This window comes from Bartonella henselae str. Houston-1 (assembly GCF_000046705.1).
Taxonomy (GTDB): Bacteria; Pseudomonadota; Alphaproteobacteria; order Rhizobiales; family Rhizobiaceae; genus Bartonella; species Bartonella henselae.
The window spans coordinates 621,107-641,507 of sequence record NC_005956.1 but is presented as its reverse complement, the minus strand read 5'-3'; the positions used below and the strand labels follow the sequence as shown (position 1 = coordinate 641,507).

The following is a 20,401-nucleotide window of genomic DNA, read 5'->3' as shown; positions in this document are numbered from 1 at the left end:
AAACGACACTTTCAAAACAGCTCAGAAAATACAACCAGATTGTATCCTTAAAAACTATAGCGTACCCCTAAAATACCTTGGAATGACTGCTTCACCTTGTCCCCTTTAACATACTGTGCTTCCGCATAAAGCTTGAACTTCTTACTCACTAAACTACTCAAACCAATCCCCAATTTACCAAAATTCCCCGACAAGTCCGTGACAAATTGATGCAGCTTATTAATCGTCGTACGATTGCTATCTCTATTCTCACGCAACCACGCTGCCGTAATGTAAGCCATAGAAGTAACATCTCCTCCTAAACAGAATTCATATCCCGCAGATAAACCAACCTCACTGCGTAAGGATGTAAAGGCATTTATATCACCCGTCATCTCATTCGAAAGCTTGATCTCTTTACCCTCTACCTGCAACCAGCTCAATTGTGCATAAGGTTGCATCCAACTACTCTTCGTTGTCTCAAAACGATAACCCGCTTCAAATGATGTACCCAACCCCCATTGATTATAATTTCCTTCAATCGCTATACCATTCGTTGAAACAGCCTTTAGGTTATTCTGATACTGATTGTATTTTAAAATACTATCTAAATACCATCCACTCTTATCAAAATAAGTTGCATACGCTCCAATGCTATAAGTGTTTATGCCGCTCACACCACCTCGTGCATGTGCAACACGTGCTTGATCATAACTACCAAAACCACCGATATAAAACTCTCCACCCATTAACTCACTTACACCACTGACACCTAAAACTATACCTGTCTGATCAAGCTTAAAGTCTTTATGATCTGCAACGATGTGTTCTTTGCTCTTAATTGCGTGCGCCCAGAAAGCCGTATTTTTCTTACCTCTGTCTAGAATTCCTCTTCCCGCACGTACAGCTTGCAGCTCATTGTGAAAAACCAGTGCTGGAGTCACAGACATGGACAATACTGCATCTGTAGAGGGAGTGGTTAAAAAGTGAGAAACTGACAGCTTCTGGCTTGATTGTGGAGAAGAGCTACCTTGCTGACCTGGACGTAAAATCATTTGATCGGCTAAAGATTGGCCATCCGTAGAAACTACTGACTGCTGTTGTTCATCAGAAGAATGATAATGACCTGTTGGACTCGATGTATCAGACGCTGGTTTTTCTAAAGACGAGGTAGAGGAGGAAAACTGCGGATCTTTAGTTATATTCTGGTGAATATGATTCCGATATGAAACCTCAAAAAACTGATTTTTAGAAATTGAAACGGTTGAAGAATCAAAACCCGATGGCTTCTGATCTAAATTTTGGTGAATATTATTTTTACGTAACCCTACAACAGCATTAAAAGGATGAACAGAAGAGAGAGGCTTTTGACGTAAACTTCGGCACCTCCCTCTTTGACACAGAATTTCAGCTGCCTGTTCTTCCGAAGCTAGACTTGTTGAAAGAACAGAAATCGGTTGATTTTGATTTAAATGTCGGAAAAATCTGCCTCTACGCTGGACACTATCAATGTATACTGCAGACAAATACCAAATTTTTTTATTTCCATCATCACCATTTTTCTGTTTTAAACCATACAGATAAGTTCCAGCATCAACAGGTTTTACTTTTGCACCAGATAAATTTTGCAAAGTAAAATGCGCCCCTCCACTTTGATCAACAATTAAATCAAGTTCTGTTGAAGAAGGATTGGCAATTTCAATTCCAGAATCTATAATGCTTATTGTGTGATATCCTGAACCATTCTTGATAGAGAGATAATCACCTTTTTCTTCTGCAAGGCTGACATTAAAATTGAAATGCATACTACCCGAAAGATTATCAATATACAGCCGAGAGTAATACAAATCATTTCCAGCAGAAGTAAAAACAATTTCTCCTACACCGCTTAACTTTTGAATGTAAGAACTTTTGTCATCAAATTCATCAGAAATAGAGTATAAACGGGCATTTTCTCCACTTAAATCAATATCTTCTACCGTAGTCTGATGATCATTATCTCCAGCATCAAGATGGAGTTGTCCAGAATCTTTAACCGTTATTTTCCCTTCTAACATCGCACCAGCAGAAACCCACGAATTCGCTCTATTTTCAATCGTTAGATTTTTCACGTATCCACCAGCATGAACTACTTGAACAGCACCAGTGTATAAAGTAACAGTGTCCGCTTCACCTCCTGCTAAAATACGCTGCATCCCACCCGCGAAAACTTCAGTATTGATCGCTAAACCACCGCTCTTTTGTGCAAAAGTATCATCCTCTGAGAACCATTTAGCAAGAGTTTGTATTCCTCCTTCCATAATTTTTGTTCCTACAGCCATTCCATCATCATATACACTCTGATATCCTGGTATTTCACCTTGTCCGTAAATGGTTGTGTTATAGGCGCTGCTTCCTGCAATACTCCCATTTACATAACCATCTCCAAAAATAAGCTGCTCACCGCCATAGATTTGAGCTTTCAATGTAACCCCTCCACCCTCGACATTTTGTTTTCCACCTTCATAAACAATAGTAGATTCTGAAATACCTTGTTCTGCCACAATCTCAGAACCACCATGTTCAATTGTCGTATTTTTACTGAAACCACCTGCCTCAACATAGAGTGTTCCAGCCCCCTCAACCATAGTGTTAATGGACCATTTAGGATCATCTGATTCTCCATCATCAGAAATATGAACGCTATCCTCACTGATTATAGAGCTTTGCAAACTTTCTTCTTCCTTTTCCATAATGAAATCATCTGGATAAAAACTGAAATCACTTGCATAAGAACTGACTATAGGATCTTGTGAAACTGTCACATCCTCTTCTTTTCCAAGAGATCCATTTATAGGCAACCCCATATTAGATGAAGTGGTTAAAGAAGTAGAAACCTTTTCTGCAGAAGCTAAATACCAAATCTTTTTTTCTCCATCATTACCCTTTTTCTGTTGCAAACTATACATATAGGCTCCACCATCAATAGTAGCCGCTTTTTCACCAGAACGATTCTTTAAAGAAAAATGAGCGTTTCCACTTTTATCAGTAATTAAATTAACTGATTGGAAGGAGTTGTTTGCAATTTCAGCACCAGAATCTAAAACGCTTACTGTATGATCACCTGCTCCTTCCTCAATAATAAGGTAGTCGCCGTAGCGTTCTTTAACATTAACCCTCAAATTGAAATGTAGACTTCCTGAAAGATCACCAACATAAAGCAGAGAATAATAAGAATTAAGCTTTGTAGAATCAGGAGAGGTAGCAGTAGAAGTGAAAATAACACTCCCGTTACCACTTAATTTCCCAATCAGAGAGCTTGAGCCATTAACTTCAGTAGCAATAGAGTATAATTGCGCCTCCTTTCCATTTAAAAGAATCTCTTCTGCTGTAGTTTGATGTCCTCCATCTCCAGCGTAAAGATGGAGTTTTCCAGAGCCATTAATCTTTACTGCCCCTTCCAATATTGCACCAGAATAAACCAACGAATTGGCTCCGCTATTAATCATCAGAGTTTCTACATATCCACCAGCATAGACTCTTTGAAGGGCTCCTTCTTCCAAAGTAACGGTATTCGCTCTCCCACCAGCAAAAACATTCTGTACCCCTGCCGCAAACACCCTAGTATCCACTGCCAATCCACCAATATCTCCAAGCCATGTACTAAGATTTTGTTCTCCTCCGCTCATAACATCTGTGAAAAGAGCCACTCCATCATCATACACATTCTGTTGTCCTAATGTCTCACCTTTACCTTGAATTTTAGAGCTATAAGCATAACTCCCCTCTCCTAAAATGATTTGTTCGCCACCATAAACTTTAACCTCCTCCGTTTGTCCTCCATACTCGATACTCTGTAATCCATATTCATCAATAAGAGTACCCTTTGAAGTTTCTCCATTTCCGACACTCTCAACTTCACCCTCCTTAATTATAAAGCTCCCATTGATGATATTCTTATCCATTTCTCTTGGCTGTTCACTTAGACCTACTGCTCTGTGTGATTTGTCTCCTGACTCAGCTACTGTTTCTGCATTTGCAGTCTTGATAAGAAAACTACTGGTCATCAACAATGTCCAAAAACTCACGTTCAATTTGCGTTGCATTCTTCAAACTCTATGATTTTAAATAAATTCCGCATATTGAGAAAAAGTGCATAGAGGAAAACATCTCGATGCTATTGCTCATGTCCCTGTTTTTAAAGATGGTAAAACATCTTACACACATCATTCACTGTAATAAGTTCTGTATCCCCAAAACAAATGTGTGTTATTAAACTCATGAAAAACCAAAGATTGTATTACCTTTATACACTCAAAAAGTGTCTAAATTGCAGCGATACAAGCTTTTTAAATGCTCTTGAGATACTAGAAACTAGCTTACCAAATAAGATTGATCCCTAAAGAGATAAAAGTAAGAGTGCATAAAAAAACAGTAATGGGAAGTTAAAGAGATTGCATCGTCTATAATAAGATATTTCTCTCTTTTAAACAGTATTTTTATTATCTTCAATTCAGACGCATATACAGTAAGTCATCTATGCTTATTGCATTGTTCTCATAAACTGGAATCATAATAATACCGACTCGACACTGGTTCTAAATTTTTATAATTATAAGCTTTTAGTTTCATAATTTGATTTGTCATATACTGAAAGGGACATTCTGTTCATGTCTATAAACTCAGAAACACAAGGTATAAGCAAACAAAACTCTCCTCGTCGCATTTTGTTTGCAAGCCTTATTGGTCCAACAATTGAATTCTTTGATTTTTATGTCTTTGCAACTGCCGCAGCTCTCATATTTCCTCATGTGTTTTTTCCAACGCAAAATGATCAAATTGCCATTTTGCAATCTTTTCTGATCTTTGGAGCAGCCTTTTTTGCACGCCCCCTTGGATCAATTATCTTTGGACATTTTGGAGATAAAATTGGACGAAAAGCAACCCTTATCGCCGCTCTTCTAACGATGGGACTATCAACAGTCATTATTGGTTTTCTTCCTACTTATGAAACAGCTGGATGGTTTGCTCCCTTTTTCTTAACCCTATGCCGTATTGGACAAGGAATGGGGTTGGGAGGCGAATGGGGTGGAGCCGTTCTGCTTGCAACAGAAAATGCTCCTCCCCAAAAGCGTGGATGGTATGCAATGTTTCCTCAATTAGGCGTTCCAATTGGTTTGTTCTTATCTATTGTCGTTTATTTAGGTCTATTGCATTTCCTTGATCATGACGAACTTTTAGCATGGGGATGGCGCATTCCTTTTATTGCTTCAGTTTTTCTAATGCTTGTGGGATTATGGGTTCGTCTCTCAATCAACGAAACAGTTGAATTCAAAAAAACTCTTGAACGCAAAGAGCGTGTTCAAGTCCCTATAATAGATGTCTTTTTAAAATGCCCACGAATCTTATTTCTTGGGACATTTGCTGGTATGGCAACATTTGTTTTATTTTATTTGGTCACCGCATATTTGTTAAGTTATTCAACAAACCATTTGCAATTGTCATTTTATCAGGCTCTCCAAGTAGAAGTCATTGGTGCTATCTTTTGCGGAATTTTCACTGTCCTAACTGGAAAACTCGCTGATCGTATTAAACGCAGAACTTTGATGATTTGCATCACAATAATTACTGGTATCTATTCTTTCGCAATTCCTTATTTCTTAAGCTCTGGAGTCATAGGAGTGCTTGCAATGTCTACCATTGGTTTGTCGATCATGGGAATGGTGTATAGTCCTCTTGGTGCTGTTTTAGCTTCACCATACCCAACAGCAATTCGATACACTGGTTCTTCTATAACCTTCAACTTAGCCGGTATCGTAGGTGCATCTCTTGCACCTTATATTGCGGAATATCTGGTACAGCATTTTGATACTTCTTATATCGGCTATTATTTACTTCTTGCCTCTTTTATTTCACTACTTTGCTTTGTTGGATTTACGGATGAGGAAATATCAAACTAGAACACAATAAAGAAGAAAAATAAAATGAATGCTGGCGGCAGAAATGCTGCCAATTTCATTTTCAAAGGCATTGGGTGAGGAACATTCCACCACAGTATTCCAGCAAACAGTGCACTCAAAAAAAAGAACAAAATATCCGCTATATTATTAATATAAGCAATAGAAACTATTTGTGATAAGATATGTGTTGTCCCCAACCATGAAACGCAAAAAAAAGCTAACATTACAGCCCATAAAATAAGCAAAATTCGATCAATGATCATTATCACTCCGTTTGAATATTTTGTCAGAAAGATAATTATGAACAATTGTAGAACACATCTTTATTACTCCCAGAAGAAACATCACAATAAAAACCCAATATCCTCCTTCTGATCCTTCTGCAATAAAATTGCCTGATTGATTATTCCTACCAGTCCTATAAAAGTCAAAATAATAGATGTTACATGCATCAAACTTGTTTTTTCCAAGAGCGATCTTCAGTCTGCTGCCAATAAGTCAAATTATGATTTTCCATTTTATATTTTTTCCACTGTGCGCGAACAATGTGCAACTGTTCATCACTTTGACCATCAAAGAGCACTACAAGTCGTTGATAAGCATTTATATCCGAACAAATCGCTCCCTCTATGAGAAAACGTATCTTTGAATCATTCGGATTCTCCTGCCCTGTAGTAAGAAATACAGGCTGAAAATTTGGATATTGATCACACTCAGTTCCGTGTCCAATAAATGCTTCATCAGCATAAACCCATAAACGTGTATCTATAGCATCACGTCGTTCTTTACTCACACATTGTATTGTTACCCTACTAAAACGTCCTAGTGCACGTTCTACAAGTGTTGGCAAAATATCTTCCAACGTTGACTGCGTCAAATGATAGAAAAGAATATCCACCCTCTTCGCCCTTATCATTCTTTATAAAAAAAACAATATCTTTTTGAAGAAACTTCTCTATCCCTCATACAAAAGAAAATGTTTTGAGATAAAATGATTCTTTTTTCGCATTTGTGTATAAATGCTTTTTTCTGATGTGTATTAAAGATAGAAAAAGAAAAAAACAAATCGTCATCTCTTAAGTTAATAAAAGTTCTTTAGTCCGTTTTTTAGTTTCTCTATAGAATACAATTGAAAATAGAATATAATGTATGGCAAAATATGTTGAAATTAACTAGCTACTTTATACTTTTTATTGGTGAAAATGCGCAAGGTAAAGAGGCGGTTTTCAAATTTTGGTTATCTTTTTTAACCTAGTTCGTATAGAGTATCTACTTTCTAATTAAATTTTAAGGATGTTATCCAATCTATGCGTATTATTGAGTTATACATCCTGAAACGCATTCTTATTCTGTTCAGTGCTGTCATGATTGCAGCAATTGGTATCAGTTGGACAGTGCAAATTCTTGCACGAATAAACTTTCTTACAACAAGTAAACAAACGCTTCTAACAATCTTGCAATTTTCAATCTCATTGGTTCCTTCTGTTATTTTTCTTGTTATCCCATTTGCATTATTGATTGCAATTACAAGCACTCTCTCAGCAATGAATCAAGACTCAGAACTCGCTATTATCAGTGCTTCTGGTTTTCCCAAAAGCACTGTTTGGAGACCAATTCTTCTTATCGCTTTTGTTGCATCGTGTGCATCCTTTTTTATAGCCAATTTTGTCATTCCTCAAGCACGTCTTAATATGCGACAAATGCTAGCAACTACTCATTATGATCTTATTAATCTTTTCATTAGTGAAGGCAGTTTCCAAAAACTCGCTAATAACCTTTACATAGAAATTGGCCAACGCAATCCCGATGGAACCCTTGCACACCTTTTCATTGCTGACCAGCGTGATCCTAAGATTGATCTTTTTTATTATGCAACAAAAGCATCAGTTGTTAGTAATAAAAACGGCCATTTTCTAGTCCTCAATAACGGTGAAATAGAAAGGATCAATCATCAAAATGACAGTGTTTCAATCGTTCAATTCAGCTCGTATACTTTTAGCCTGGGTGAATTCATCCCCAACGATAAAACGCCCACTCTCTATCCAAAAGATAGACCTCTTTCTTATTTGCGAAATCCTAACCCAAAAGATCTATACTATCAGCGCAAACCACTCCAATACAGAGCTGAATTTCACCGCAGACTTACAGAATGGCTCTATCCTATCGTTTTTTCACTCATTGCATTAGCAGCAGCAGGAGATACACGCTCATATCGGCAAGTAGGTAATTCTGCAAATTTCTCTGCAATTGCCTTTTCTTTTCTGGTTTACTGGATAGGATATTTTGCTGCCGAAAAAGCAAAGAGTGATCTTGCATACGTTCCTCTCCTTTATATTATACCAATAGGAGTAAGTATACTCGTTTTTTTCATGCTCTTAACAAATCGTACAATTGGTACTCCTATAAAACTTAACGAGGTTATTCAAATTGTTTTTCAAAAAGTAATCAGCAAATTTGAATATCGAAAATCTCAATCTCCCCCGGATGAGGTATCATGATTGGATGGACGCTTGGGCAATATTTCTTTATACGTTATCTCAAAATGACCTGTTATTTTTTGGGAGGGATTTTTGTTCTTGCTCTTTTAATTGATTTTACAGAAAATTCTGGTCGATTATCTTCTCTGCCCCGTTATACGGCAAAAGATGCATTTCTTATCTCTGTTTTACGCATCCCTTTTATCATGCAACAGCTCATCCCCTTTATTGCACTCTTTTCTGCAATGGCAATGTTGATCTCACTTAATCGAAAATCTGAGCTTGTTGTGACTCGTTCAATCGGTATTTCTGCGTGGCAGTTTCTCATGCCTGCTTGTTTTGGAGCTTTTCTTTTTGGATTATTTTCAATTCTTCTCGTTAACCCTCTTGCCGCATGGGGATTTTCTCAAGCAGAAAGAATGATGACAGAATGGCGCAGTAAGAATAATAATGTGCTTACATCTCTTCATAACACACGCATCTTATGGTTAACACAACGTACACATTCAGGCAGAACAACCATTGGTGCTAAATCTATCACCGATCAAGGACTTTCTCTTATAGATGCAACCTTTGTACAGTACAACGATAATGCAACAATCAAAAATTGGATTAACAGCAGAAAAGCAACATTGATAAATGGGGCTTGGCTGTTAACAGATGGAACAATTTATAAAATAGGGCATCCTCCTGAAAAGTTTTCTGAACTTCAGATACAAACCACCTTAAAGCCTGAATTTTTAACTGAACGTTTAGTGAATCCCGCGACTATCCCATTTTACCAATTACCAACAAAAATTATGATTGCACGCTCATTTGGTTATTCTGCCAATAATTTCGATATGTATTTACAATCTTTGATTGCATTACCAGCATTGCTTATAGCAATGACTCTGATTGCAGCAGTTGTATCTTTAAACTTTACGCGCTTTGGACAATCTAAAATATTGATTCTTGGTGGCGTAATCGCCGGGTTCTCACTTTATGTCATTTCCATACTGGTTCAAGCTTTTGGTAATGCCGGATATATTCCACCAATTATTGCAGCTTGGACACCAGTTTTTATTGCATTATTTTTAGGAATCTCTTTTTTACTCCATAAAGAGGATGGCTAAGTGAAAGCATTAATAAGTAAGAGAGTGATTTTGATAAAATTACATACACTTGCCTTTAAAAGTATTATAGGTTGTGTCCTAGGTATATTTTTATCCTGTTCTACAAGCGCCAAAAATCCTACTTTTCTTGTTCAAAATCACAGCCCAAAACCAGTAAGTCCTCTTTTGCTCTCTGCAGATGAACTCATCTACAATCGTGATGAAAATACTGTTTCTGCACAAGGCAATGTGCAAATCGAATATAATGGCAATAAAGTTGTTGCCCAAAAAGTCACTTATAATCAAAAGACAGGACGTATTATCGCACAAGGAAATGTTGAAATTGTTCAAAAAGACGGTAATAAAATTTATTCAAATCAGATTGATATGACCAAAGATTTTGGCGAAGGCTTCGTAAATGCTTTACGCATCGACACAGCCACCAATATCCATTTTGCGGCAACAAGTGCTACACGCCGTAATAACCAGATAACAATCTTTGATAATGCCACCTATACAGCCTGTGAACCTTGCTCTTATAAACCAGAGAGAGACGTCCTTTGGAAAATTAAAGCAAGAAAGATCATATGGAATAGCGTTACCAAAAAAATTCAATTTGAAAATAGCCGTTTTGAAGTTTTTGGTGTACCGATTGCACAGCTTCCAACTTTTGAGCTCTATGACCCAACAATACGGCGTGCTAGCGGTTTTCTCGCGCCCCATTTTTTTTATGCCGATTATTTGGGTATGGGCATAAAAAATTCTTATTTCTGGAATCTTGCTCCCCATTATGATTTAACACTTTCCTCTACACTCTATAGCCAACAAGGTCTTCTAACCGAGGGTGAATGGCGTCAACGTTTTCAAACGGGCAATTACAACATTCGCTTCGCTCATATATACCAATTGAGACCACAAAACTTTGACAATGATACGATTGATGCACAGCATAAAAACCGTTATATGCTCGCAACAAAGGGTGATTTTCGTCTTAATTCACGCTGGACTTATGGATGGGATATTCTCGCTCAATCTGATCGACATTTTAGTCGTGCTTATAAACTTGAAAATTATAGGGATCCTACACAGCTCTCTCAGCTTTATCTAAATGGTCTTGCAGGTAAAAACCACTTTGACATGCGTTTTTACCATTTCAAGGTTCAAGATTTGATCTTAAATGATCCTGGTCATGAACGCCACTCTCGACAAGCGTGGGTTCTCCCTCAAATCGATTATTCTTTCACACCAGATGAATCAATTTATATTGGATTGCTTACTTTTCACAGTAATATGCAATCAGTTTATCGTCATCATACTAACTTTAGCTCTAGCAACTGGAATGGACATCCGCTTAACACTGTGAGGCTTTCTGGTATCGCAGGAAATAGTTTTCGTTTAACAAACGAGCTAGAGTGGAAAAAGCGCTTTACCATGCACGGTGGACTCATATTAACTCCTCTTCTCTCTTTACGTGCTGATATCATGACAACAAATACGCACGACAACAAGAATGCTCATATAACAAATGACCCCTTATCAACAGTCCGTGGCTCAGCACTGCGCGGTATGGCAACTGCTGGTTTAGAATTACGCTATCCATTCCTCATTACATTTGATAGCTCTACACATATTATAGAACCAACTGCACAAATTTTTATACGCAATAATGAACAATATATTGGACAAATCCCCAATGAAGATGCGCAAAGCTTTGTATTTGACGCAACCACTCTCTTTCAACGTGATAAGTTCTCTGGTTATGACCGCGTAGAAGGTGGAACAAGAGCTAATATAGGACTAAGGTATTCTGGAAACTTTAACAATGATTGGTCTCTTTATGGTGTTATTGGACAATCTTTTCATCTTGCAGGAAAAAATTCTTTTGCAGAAAAGGACTTTGTTAATGTAGGCATTCATTCTAGCCTTGAAGCAACACGGTCAGACTATGTTGCAATGTTTGGTGCAAATCATAAGAGTGGTTTTTTCTTGGAAGCTCGCGGACGTTTTGATAAAAAAACGGGAGAAATTCACCGTAGTGAAATTGAAGCGTCACAGAAATGGCAAAATTTTGAGGCTGCTGTACAATATGCCTATATTGCAAGCCAGCCAGACTATGAATATCCACAAGAGCGTCAAGAAATTTCTTTTCAAACTGGTATTAAACTGACTAACTCTTGGTCCATTAGCAGCAATGCCAGTTACGATTTAATATCCGATACATTCGTAAAGAGAGGAATCAGCTTACGTTATGCAGATGAATGTTTCGGGCTAACATTTGGTTATCAGCAAGTCATTAATCTAGGAAAAAAAACACCTTTGCAAAACTTCAATTTCTCTCTTTCATTGCGTACAATTGCAGATATCGGAAAAAAAACAAAATCAGATTTATAAGGAGAATTATAGGTGATATAACTTACCATTGTTTTTATAAAAAAAAACGTATATTTTAAGTCATCGGTGAGAATTGATAAACAATGCGAAAGCCTAATTATATGAACAAATTGAAAAAGCATATTCTTACTTTATTTTGTATCGTACCTTTGAGCATAAGCAACCTGCTGGTTAGTGAAATTCCGTCGACCTTTGCGCAGACTGTCATTGTTGTTACAGTCAATGGCAAACCTATAACAAATTACGATATTCAAAGACGAGCAGCTTTTCTCAGACTGCAACAAAAGCAAGGAAATCTCTCTGAACAAGCTAAAAATGAACTTATCAATGAAGTCCTCAAAAATATCGAAATAAAGCGCCGTAATATTGAGGTAAGCAATAATGAAGTTGAGAGTGCTTTTAAAAACTTTGCAGCACAAAATAATATGACTGTTGATCAACTCAACCAGATCCTAATAGACAATGATATCACCGTACAACACTTTAAGGATTACATCCGTGGACAATTAGGATGGGGGCGTCTTGTTAATGCACGTTATCAAGCTGAAACAGGTATGATCAGCGAACAAGAAGCTGTACGCAGAATATTAAAAAATGGTGGTGTCAAACCTTCAACAAATGAGTATACACTACAGCGCATTATTTTTGTCATTCCTGCGCATCGCCGTTCAGAAATCTTTGAAAGACGCCAAAGAGAAGCGAATAATTTCCGCGCACATTTCCAAGGATGTGCTAACACTTCAAAGCAAGCAAAGGGCATTTTAGATGTTACTGTCCGAAACTTAGGAAAATTTCTTGAACCTCAGCTTCCCAGAGAGTGGGAACAGGCTATTCGTATAACACCTGCTGGAAAAATGACACAATTGCAAGAAACAGCTGATGGAATTGAAGCAATTGCTGTCTGCAAAATAAAAAGAGTTTCTGATGATTATGTTGCTAGACTCATTTTTTCCCTTCAAGATAATAAACAAAAAAGCCCGCAAGAACTTGAAATCTTAAGTGAGAAATATTTAAAAGAATTGCGGCAGGTGGCGCGTATTAAAAGTTCATAATGGATGTACTTGTTGTTAGTGGTGGTGATCCTGCCGGAATTGGTCCTGAAATAGCACTAAAAGCGTGGAATTTGCGTGCCACACGTCAAATTCCGCCTTTTGTTCTTATCGCTGACCCAGATGTTATTCGTGCACGTGCGCATTTCTTACAGATTGACGTCAAAGTAGAAGCTGTTTTAACAGATAATCCTGTAAAAAACTTCCAAGAAGCTCTTCCCGTAATACCTTTAAAAAACCGGCAAAGTGATCAACTAGGATTACCTTCACATGAAAATGCTGCTGGAATAATTGAAGCGATCAAACGCGGCGTTCAGTTGATTCAAAGTGGTCATGCTTGTGCACTCGTCACTTGTCCTATTGCAAAAAAAAGCCTTTATGATGCTGGATTTGAATTTCCCGGTCATACAGAGTTGTTAGCCGATTTAGCCCATCAAGCTTCCGATAAATATTATCATCCAGTTATGATGTTATCTGGACCTCGATTAAAGACCGTGCCTATTACTGTTCATATTCCATTCAAGAAAGTTCCCTCACATCTTACCCACCATTTAATCGTCCAAACAGCACTCATTACTGAAAAAGACTTAAGAACGCGATTTAAAATAATTTCACCTCGTCTAGCTGTTGCTGGACTTAATCCTCATGCTGGAGAAGAAGGAGCAATAGGAAAAGAAGATATTGAAATTATCATTCCTGCTATTGAAACTCTTAAAAATAAAGGACTTAATATTGTAGGTCCCTTGCCTGCCGATACAATGTTCCATGAGTGCGCACGAAAAGCATATGATGTTGCCCTTTGTATGTATCATGATCAAGCCCTTATCCCTGTTAAGACATTGGACTTTGATACCACTGTCAATATCACTTTAGGGCTCCCATTTATTCGTACTTCTCCAGATCATGGAACTGCTTTTGATATTGCTGCTAAAGGGATTGCCTCTCCTGAAAGCTTTATTTCTGCTCTTAAACTTGCACATCAACTGGCGGAAAATAGTTTTACACCATGCCAATAGATAGTCTCCCTCCTCTTCGTGAGGTCATTAATACATATGGATTGCAAGCGCATAAATCCTTAGGCCAAAATTTTCTTTTTGATCTTAATTTAACATCTAAAATTGCTCATCAAGCAGGAAATATAGAAGGAAAACCCGTTATTGAAGTGGGCCCAGGTCCTGGAGGTCTGACACGCGCATTGCTTGCAAAAGGTGCCATTGTAACAGCAATAGAGCGTGATGAGCGTTGTATACCAGCTCTCTTAGAGATAGAAAAACATTATCCACAAAAACTAAAAATCATTTGTAATGATGCTTTAAAACAAGATTTTTCAAAACTGTTTGAAATATCTCCAGAAAAACCACGTATTATTGCAAATCTTCCTTATAATATTGGAACACAACTCTTGTTAAATTGGCTGTTGGCTGAACCATGGCCTCCTTTTTATGAATCAATGACATTGATGTTTCAACGTGAAGTTGCGCAACGTATTACGGCAAAACCTCAATCCGCCCATTATGGACGTTTGAGTGTCTTAACCGGATGGCGTACCATTGCTAAAATTGCTTTTGACGTACCTCCTCAGGCCTTCATACCAGCACCCAAAATAACTTCTTCTGTTGTTCATATCATTCCGCGAACACAACCTCTCACCTGCTCCGCACAAAAATTAAGCTTTGTAACAAAAACTGCTTTTGGACAAAGACGAAAAATGCTTCGCCAAAATCTTAAAACACTTGGAGGTGAAGTACTTTTAGAAAAAGCTGGAATCGATGAAACACGCCGTGCGGAAACGCTTGAAATTTCCGAATTTGTGACTTTAGCTAATTTGGTGATCTAAAAAGCGTAATTTTATTCTTTTTCAAAACGATAAGGAGATTAATCAATCTTTTCAGCAATAAGCCCATTAATAAAAGGCTCAAGAAAGAAACATCGTTCGCGTTTTACTGTTTCCGCTAAATAAATCGATTTAATAAGTGACACGGATTGATTTAAATTTTCATTAATAATTACATAATCATAAGAACGCCAATGCTGCATTTCTGTTCGTGCATTTTTCAAGCGTAAATTGATGATATCTTGGCTATCTTCTGCTCGACGATATAAACGTGAAATAAGCTCTTTCATTGACGGTGGAAGAATAAAAACAGAAACAGTATCTCCTGGCATCTTTTTTTGAAGCTGTTTTGTGCCTTGATAATCAATATCAAATAACATATCTCTACCAGTACTCAACACGTTTTCAACGCTCTCACGTAAAGTGCCATAATAATTTCCATGAACTTCTGCCCATTCAATAAACTCATTACCATCGCGCTTACGTTTAAACTCTTTCTTTGAAATAAAATGATAATGAAGGCCATCCACTTCACTTGGACGTTTTTGCCGTGTTGTCATACTTATAGAAAGTTCTAATTTTCCATCTTTCAAAAGTAACCGAGAAAGGGTTGATTTACCAGCTCCTGAAGGTGAAGAGAGAATAAATAAAAAACCGCGACGTTGATTTCTTTTTTTAGCACTCAATTCATTTTCAAAGAAGGTCACCATATCGTTCTACTTTTTTAACTTTTCTTCAAACTTCAATAACATGCTTTCTAAAGTCTCCCAAAAAATTAATGTGTTGCTTTTAATGCACGCCATTTGCGGACATTTATATTATGTTCCTCCAAAGTTCTAGAAAAAACATGCCCTCCAGAACCATCAGCTACAAAATAGAGCACATCACTGCTCGGTGAATGCGCCACCGCTTTCAAAGAATCTCTACCTGGATTCGCAATAGCTGTTGGTGGCAACCCCTTAATTTTATACGTATTATATGGTGTTTCCTTCTCAAGATCTGAACGGTAAATTGCACGACCGGATGGCAGTCCTTTCCCACCAAAGAGACCATAAATTACTGTTGGATCAGATTGAAGACGCATATGTTTTGCAAGACGGTTATAAAACACCGCAGCAACTTTCGGTCGCTCTGCTGCAATTCCTGTTTCTTTCTCAACAATTGATGCCAATATAACAAATTCGTCAATGGACTTGATTGGCAAATCAGGTGAGCGTGTAGCCCATATAGCATGAATGAGTTTTGTCTGTCCTTCGCGCAACCTGTTTATAATTTCTTTACGCGTTGTTCCCCGAATGAAATGAACAGTATCCGTCATCAAGCTACCCTCTGGAGGCAAAACTTTTGGAAGATCCCCAATTAAAATTTCATTAGCCGCTAATCGATCGAAAACTTGTTGAACCGTCAAACCTTCTGGTACTGTAAATGTGTACTCAATAGATTTTCCTTTCACTAGGATATCCATAATATCCCGCATCGAAGCATATGCTGGAATTAAATATTCACCAGCCTTAAGATCTGTTGTTTTTTGATGGTAACCAACCCCATAAACAAAAACATCAGATGATCGAATGAAACCACGTTTTTCAAGAAGTGAAGCAATTTCACGAATTCCTGTTCCAGGATAGATAAGGACAACTTGTTCTTTCTCTGTTATCCCTTTTCCTTCAAAAATACTTTTTCCAATATAAAGAGGAATACTTATGGCCAAAATAAAAACCACAATAAGCATCAGAAAAAAATGACCGAGAATAACTAACGGATTACGAACAATAAACGACTTCTTTCGTTTCTTTGCTAATAAAAACTTATTATTTATTATATGATTCGAAGAGGAATCATCTACGTCCTTCAGGAGCCTTTGATTGTTCACATCGGACACAACTATCAACCTCAATAATTTTTAGGTACTTATAAATATAATCTCTCATTTAATATTTTTAATAATTTTATAATAAAGTATAAAATATAGAAACAAATAAAAAATATTTATTATTCCGAAAAACGCCGCATCACTAAAGACGCATTTGTTCCACCAAATCCAAAAGAATTGGATAGAACTGTATCAATTTTTCGCTCGCGCGGTTTATGTGGAACAAGGTCAATTTTCGTTTCAATTGATGGATTTTCAAGATTAAGTGTTGCTGGAGCTATATTATCTCGTATAGCTAAAACACAAAAAATAGCCTCAGCTGCACCAGCTGCACCAAGTAAATGTCCTATAGATGACTTTGTTGATGACATGGATACTTGTGGTGCATAATAGCCCAAAACACGCTCAACAGCAGCCAATTCTATAACATCAGCCATCGTCGATGTACCGTGAGCATTAATGTAATCAAGTTCGCTTACATTCACTTGTGCACGCTTAAGAGCAGCCATCATACTACGCTGCGCACCTTCACCACTCTCTGAAGGTGCTGTAATGTGGTAAGCGTCACCAGATAGACCATAGCCAATAATCTCAGCATAAATACGAGCACCTCGTTTTTTTGCATGTTCAAGCTCTTCTAAAACAACAATCGCTGCTCCTTCCCCCATCACAAAACCATCACGATCAACATCATAAGGACGTGATGCCCGTTCAGGATCATCATTACGACAAGTAGAAAGAGCTCGACAAGCAGAAAAACCAGCAAGAGATATTCGATTTATCGGGGATTCAGTGCCACCTGCTAGCATCACATCTGCATCACCCAACGCAATCAAACGTGCTGCATCACCAATGGCATGTGCACCTGTTGAACAGGCCGTTACAACCGAATGATTAGGACCACGCAAACCATATTTAATAGATACATAACCAGAAGCAAGATTAATCAAACGTCCTGGAATAAAAAAAGGAGAAATACGCCGTGGACCTTTATCACGAAGCGTATAACCAGCCTCAACAATCCCTTCAATGCCACCAATACCCGAACCAATTAACACACCTGTGCAAATCTGGTCTTCATCACTCTTGGGAAACCACTCAGCATCTGCAAGTGCTTGGTCAGCGGCTGCAATTGCATAAACAATAAATGCATCAACCTTACGCTGCTCCTTGGATTCCATATGCAAATCAGCATTATATGTACCATTTGTACCATCCCCTACGGGGATACGCGCAGCAATCTGGCACGATAAGTCGGATACATCAAATTCAGTAATGCGTCGAACACCACTTTTTCCTTCAAGAAGTCGTTTCCAACTATACTCGACATCACCAGCTAATGGAGATACCAATCCTAAACCAGTAATAACAACACGCCTCATGACTTTGCAACCCTGAATTGAGATTTACTCTTCAAAGCTCTCTTCTCAAAATAGCCCCCAAAGAATATAGGCAAAAGCATCTTAAACTTTACACCTTTGCCTTTTAGAAATTATGCAGAAGCTTTATCAATAAACTTTACTGCATCACCCACTGTGAAAATCGTTTCAGCAGCCTCATCTGGGATTTCTACACCAAATTCTTCTTCAAAAGCCATAACGAGCTCGACCGTATCAAGGCTATCTGCTCCTAGATCATCGATAAAGCTCGCATCTTCTACTACCTTATCTGCATTAACCCCAAGATGCTCTACGATAATTTTCTTAACGCGCTCTACTGTATCACTCATGTTGAAATCCTCGATTATATTATTTTCCTATAATTTGGTTAGCTATATCAGATCATCTAATCAAGCAATAGATGCTTTATTCTAAAGATTTTAGTAGCAATTTAAAACATCCTGTGGATATCCCCTACAAAATAAACCAATCTGACATTCTGATATCAATTGATCAGCTACCCTTTTAAAGAAACAGATGGATTTTTCTATTTCAGTCGTCACTATCTAAAATAATACGACTTATAAATCAACGTGGAATAAAGCAAATACTCAGATCATTGCCATCCCACCATTGATATGAAGTGTTTGACCTGTCAGATATGCCGCTTCATCACTCGCTAAATAAACAGTAGCAAAAGCTATTTCTTCCCCTATTCCCATACGTTTCATTGGAATCATAGCCATAATAGCTTCTTTTTGCTTTTCATTCAGTTTGTCTGTCATTGCAGATTTAATGAATCCTGGAGCAATACAATTGACAGTGATATTTCGTGAAGCAATTTCTTGTGCCAATGCTTTAGAAAAACCTATCAAACCAGCTTTTGCAGCACAATAATTCGTTTGCCCAGGATTTCCGACAACACCAACAATAGATGTTATGTTAATAATCCGTCCGTAGCGACGGCGCATCATCGAATGTATCAATTCACGTGTCAAAGTAGAAGCAGCTGTTAGATTGACTGCTAAGACATCATCCCAGTCTTGATCCTGCATACGAACAAAAAGACCATCTCGGGTGATTCCAGCATTGTTAACCAAGATATCGATACCCTCCATTTCTCTTTCCGCAACTTCAGCCAGTTGCTTAATGGATTTACGGTCAGAAAGATTGGCAGAGAACACAAAAACATCTTTTCCTAAATCTGCAGCAATTTCTTTCAGCTTGTCTTCACGTGTTCCATGGAGCCCAACAATTGCCCCTTGTGCATGGAAACAACGCGCAATTGCCTCACCAATTCCTCCCGTTGCTCCCGTCACAAGAGCTTTACGACCTGTTAATTTAAACATTTTTCAGACTCCTTAAAGACTAAACACCAAGCACCCGTAGTGCTGCTTCTATTTCCTCTGCTGTCCCAACTGTCAATGCCTTTATATCCTTATTAATACGACGCGCTAAACCTGTTAATACCTTCCCAGAACCAATTTCAAAAAGTGTATTAACTCCATTGGCACTGATCCACTCAATCGTTTCACGCCATCGCACTCTCCCGGTTACTTGTTGGACAAGAAGCGACACAATACGCTCTGGATCACTTTCTGGTATAACAGATACATTGGCAATGAGAGGAACAATAGGAGCTGTTTTGTTAACAGTCAAAAGTGCATTCTTCATAGCATTGGCAGCAGGTTGCATTAAAGCCGAATGAAAAGGTGCAGAAACAGGAAGGAGAACAGCACGTTTAGCACCTTTTTGTGATGCAACCTCTACCGCTGTCTCAACTGCTTTTGCTTCACCTGAAATAACAATTTGCCCACCACCATTATCATTGGCTATCTGGCAGAGTCCTTCCTCAGCAACAATTTCACAAATTTCTTCCACATCTTTTTCATCCAAACCAATAAGTGCTGCCATAGATCCTTCACCAACAGCAACAGCAGCCTGCATAGCGTTTCCACGAATCCGCAAGAGCCTTGCCGTATCAGTAAGACTAAATGTACCGGCAGCACAAAGAGCCGAATATTCCCCTAAAGAATGGCCTGCAACAAATTTTACCTTTTTTTCTACATTAAGCCCCAATTGTTCCATCACACGAATAACTGCCATGGATACAGCCATTAAAGCTGGTTGCGCATTTGCTGTTAACGTTAAAACATCTGCTGGCCCTTCAAAAATGATATCTGATAATTTTTCACTTAAAGCATCATCCACTTCCTCAAAAACCATTCGCGCTGCAACAAATTGCTCTGTAAGAACTTTTCCCATACCAATAAGCTGACTCCCCTGCCCTGGAAAAGTAAAAGCTGCACCCATCAATCGACTCCTAAATTGTTCAATGAAATTGTTTTCTTTTGAACTTATTTATGAGCACAAATCAAGATAAAGT

16 protein-coding genes are annotated in these 20,401 nt (G+C 38.0%); 7 read left to right on the top strand and 9 right to left on the bottom strand.

Annotated features, from left to right (window positions below):
• Positions 1 to 47: 47 nt before the first annotated feature.
• Entirely contained in the window at positions 48 to 4,064 is a 4,017-nt protein-coding gene (gene bafA / locus AYT27_RS02850) for a BafA family autotransporter (protein WP_034447392.1), read from the bottom strand.
• Between the two features lie 564 nt (positions 4,065 to 4,628).
• On the opposite strand from bafA, the gene AYT27_RS02845 reads away from it, so the two are divergent.
• The gene (locus AYT27_RS02845; protein WP_034447393.1) at positions 4,629 to 5,918 is read left to right on the top strand and encodes an MFS transporter; all 1,290 of its coding nucleotides are present in this window, start codon (positions 4,629 to 4,631) and stop codon (positions 5,916 to 5,918) included.
• On the opposite strand, the gene AYT27_RS09150 is transcribed toward AYT27_RS02845, so the two are convergent.
• Entirely contained in the window at positions 5,915 to 6,181 is a 267-nt protein-coding gene (locus tag AYT27_RS09150) for a hypothetical protein (RefSeq protein ID WP_011180477.1), read from the bottom strand. The genes AYT27_RS02845 and AYT27_RS09150 overlap by 4 nt on opposite strands.
• 188 nt (positions 6,182 to 6,369) lie before the next feature.
• Positions 6,370 to 6,816 (bottom strand): DNA polymerase III subunit chi, encoded by a 447-nt coding sequence (locus tag AYT27_RS02830; protein ID WP_034447394.1) that lies wholly within the window; start codon positions 6,814 to 6,816, stop codon positions 6,370 to 6,372.
• Positions 6,817 to 7,225: 409 nt separating this feature from the next.
• On the opposite strand from AYT27_RS02830, the gene lptF reads away from it, so the two are divergent.
• The 6 genes from lptF (at position 7,226) to rsmA (ending at position 14,766) form a co-directional block, all read left to right on the top strand.
• Positions 7,226 to 8,416 carry an LPS export ABC transporter permease LptF gene (gene lptF, locus AYT27_RS02825; protein WP_011180475.1) on the top strand — a complete coding sequence of 397 codons (1,191 nt, stop codon included), beginning with the start codon at positions 7,226 to 7,228 and terminating at the stop codon, positions 8,414 to 8,416.
• Positions 8,413 to 9,510, top strand: coding sequence for an LPS export ABC transporter permease LptG (lptG, locus tag AYT27_RS02820; protein ID WP_011180474.1), 1,098 nt, complete (start codon positions 8,413 to 8,415; stop codon positions 9,508 to 9,510). The genes lptF and lptG overlap by 4 nt, the downstream gene beginning before the upstream one ends.
• Entirely contained in the window at positions 9,511 to 11,880 is a 2,370-nt protein-coding gene (locus tag AYT27_RS02815) for an LPS-assembly protein LptD (RefSeq protein ID WP_011180473.1), read from the top strand.
• 101 nt (positions 11,881 to 11,981) lie between these two features.
• Positions 11,982 to 12,932: a SurA N-terminal domain-containing protein gene (locus tag AYT27_RS02810; protein ID WP_034447395.1), complete on the top strand. Its 951-nt coding sequence runs from the start codon at positions 11,982 to 11,984 to the stop codon at positions 12,930 to 12,932.
• On the top strand, positions 12,932 to 13,945 hold the full coding sequence (pdxA, locus tag AYT27_RS02805) for a 4-hydroxythreonine-4-phosphate dehydrogenase PdxA (RefSeq protein ID WP_011180471.1): 1,014 nt from the start codon (positions 12,932 to 12,934) through the stop codon (positions 13,943 to 13,945). Before AYT27_RS02810 ends, pdxA begins: the two co-directional genes overlap by 1 nt.
• Positions 13,936 to 14,766, top strand: a complete 831-nt coding sequence (gene rsmA, locus AYT27_RS02800; RefSeq protein WP_011180470.1) for a 16S rRNA (adenine(1518)-N(6)/adenine(1519)-N(6))-dimethyltransferase RsmA — start codon at positions 13,936 to 13,938, stop codon at positions 14,764 to 14,766. Before pdxA ends, rsmA begins: the two co-directional genes overlap by 10 nt.
• 38 nt (positions 14,767 to 14,804) lie before the next feature.
• Here the strand turns inward: rsmA and gmk are convergent, their stop codons facing one another.
• The 6 genes from gmk to fabD all read right to left on the bottom strand — a co-directional run bounded on the left by gmk (position 14,805) and on the right by fabD (position 20,328).
• Positions 14,805 to 15,470, bottom strand: coding sequence for a guanylate kinase (gene gmk, locus AYT27_RS02795; RefSeq protein WP_172642087.1), 666 nt, complete (start codon positions 15,468 to 15,470; stop codon positions 14,805 to 14,807).
• A gap of 68 nt (positions 15,471 to 15,538) precedes the next feature.
• A complete protein-coding gene (gene mltG / locus AYT27_RS02790) occupies positions 15,539 to 16,645 on the bottom strand; it encodes an endolytic transglycosylase MltG (protein WP_011180468.1) in 1,107 nt (368 codons plus the stop codon).
• Positions 16,646 to 16,755: 110 nt separating this feature from the next.
• Positions 16,756 to 18,018, bottom strand: coding sequence for a beta-ketoacyl-ACP synthase II (gene fabF / locus AYT27_RS02785; protein ID WP_011180467.1), 1,263 nt, complete (start codon positions 18,016 to 18,018; stop codon positions 16,756 to 16,758).
• Between the two features lie 110 nt (positions 18,019 to 18,128).
• A complete protein-coding gene (locus AYT27_RS02780) occupies positions 18,129 to 18,365 on the bottom strand; it encodes an acyl carrier protein (RefSeq protein ID WP_011180466.1) in 237 nt (78 codons plus the stop codon).
• A gap of 261 nt (positions 18,366 to 18,626) precedes the next feature.
• Positions 18,627 to 19,364, bottom strand: a complete 738-nt coding sequence (gene fabG, locus AYT27_RS02775; protein WP_011180465.1) for a 3-oxoacyl-[acyl-carrier-protein] reductase — start codon at positions 19,362 to 19,364, stop codon at positions 18,627 to 18,629.
• A gap of 19 nt (positions 19,365 to 19,383) precedes the next feature.
• The gene (gene fabD, locus AYT27_RS02770) at positions 19,384 to 20,328 is read right to left on the bottom strand and encodes an ACP S-malonyltransferase (protein WP_011180464.1); all 945 of its coding nucleotides are present in this window, start codon (positions 20,326 to 20,328) and stop codon (positions 19,384 to 19,386) included.
• Between the last annotated feature and the right edge of the window lie 73 nt (positions 20,329 to 20,401).

Bases quoted from the DNA above. Each gene is read 5' to 3' on its own strand.
- AYT27_RS09150 (WP_011180477.1), bottom strand. From the start codon at position 6,181: ATGATCATTGATCGAATTTTGCTTATTTTATGGGCTGTAATGTTAGCT.
- bafA (WP_034447392.1), bottom strand. From the start codon at position 4,064: ATGCAACGCAAATTGAACGTGAGTTTTTGGACATTGTTGATGACCAGT.
- lptG (WP_011180474.1), top strand. From the start codon at position 8,413: ATGATTGGATGGACGCTTGGGCAATATTTCTTTATACGTTATCTCAAA.
- AYT27_RS02780 (WP_011180466.1), bottom strand. From the start codon at position 18,365: ATGAGTGATACAGTAGAGCGCGTTAAGAAAATTATCGTAGAGCATCTT.
- rsmA (WP_011180470.1), top strand. From the start codon at position 13,936: ATGCCAATAGATAGTCTCCCTCCTCTTCGTGAGGTCATTAATACATAT.
- AYT27_RS02845 (WP_034447393.1), top strand. From the start codon at position 4,629: ATGTCTATAAACTCAGAAACACAAGGTATAAGCAAACAAAACTCTCCT.
- fabF (WP_011180467.1), bottom strand. From the start codon at position 18,018: ATGAGGCGTGTTGTTATTACTGGTTTAGGATTGGTATCTCCATTAGCT.
- fabG (WP_011180465.1), bottom strand. From the start codon at position 19,364: ATGTTTAAATTAACAGGTCGTAAAGCTCTTGTGACGGGAGCAACGGGA.
- fabD (WP_011180464.1), bottom strand. From the start codon at position 20,328: ATGGGTGCAGCTTTTACTTTTCCAGGGCAGGGGAGTCAGCTTATTGGT.
- AYT27_RS02810 (WP_034447395.1), top strand. From the start codon at position 11,982: ATGAACAAATTGAAAAAGCATATTCTTACTTTATTTTGTATCGTACCT.
- pdxA (WP_011180471.1), top strand. From the start codon at position 12,932: ATGGATGTACTTGTTGTTAGTGGTGGTGATCCTGCCGGAATTGGTCCT.
- lptF (WP_011180475.1), top strand. From the start codon at position 7,226: ATGCGTATTATTGAGTTATACATCCTGAAACGCATTCTTATTCTGTTC.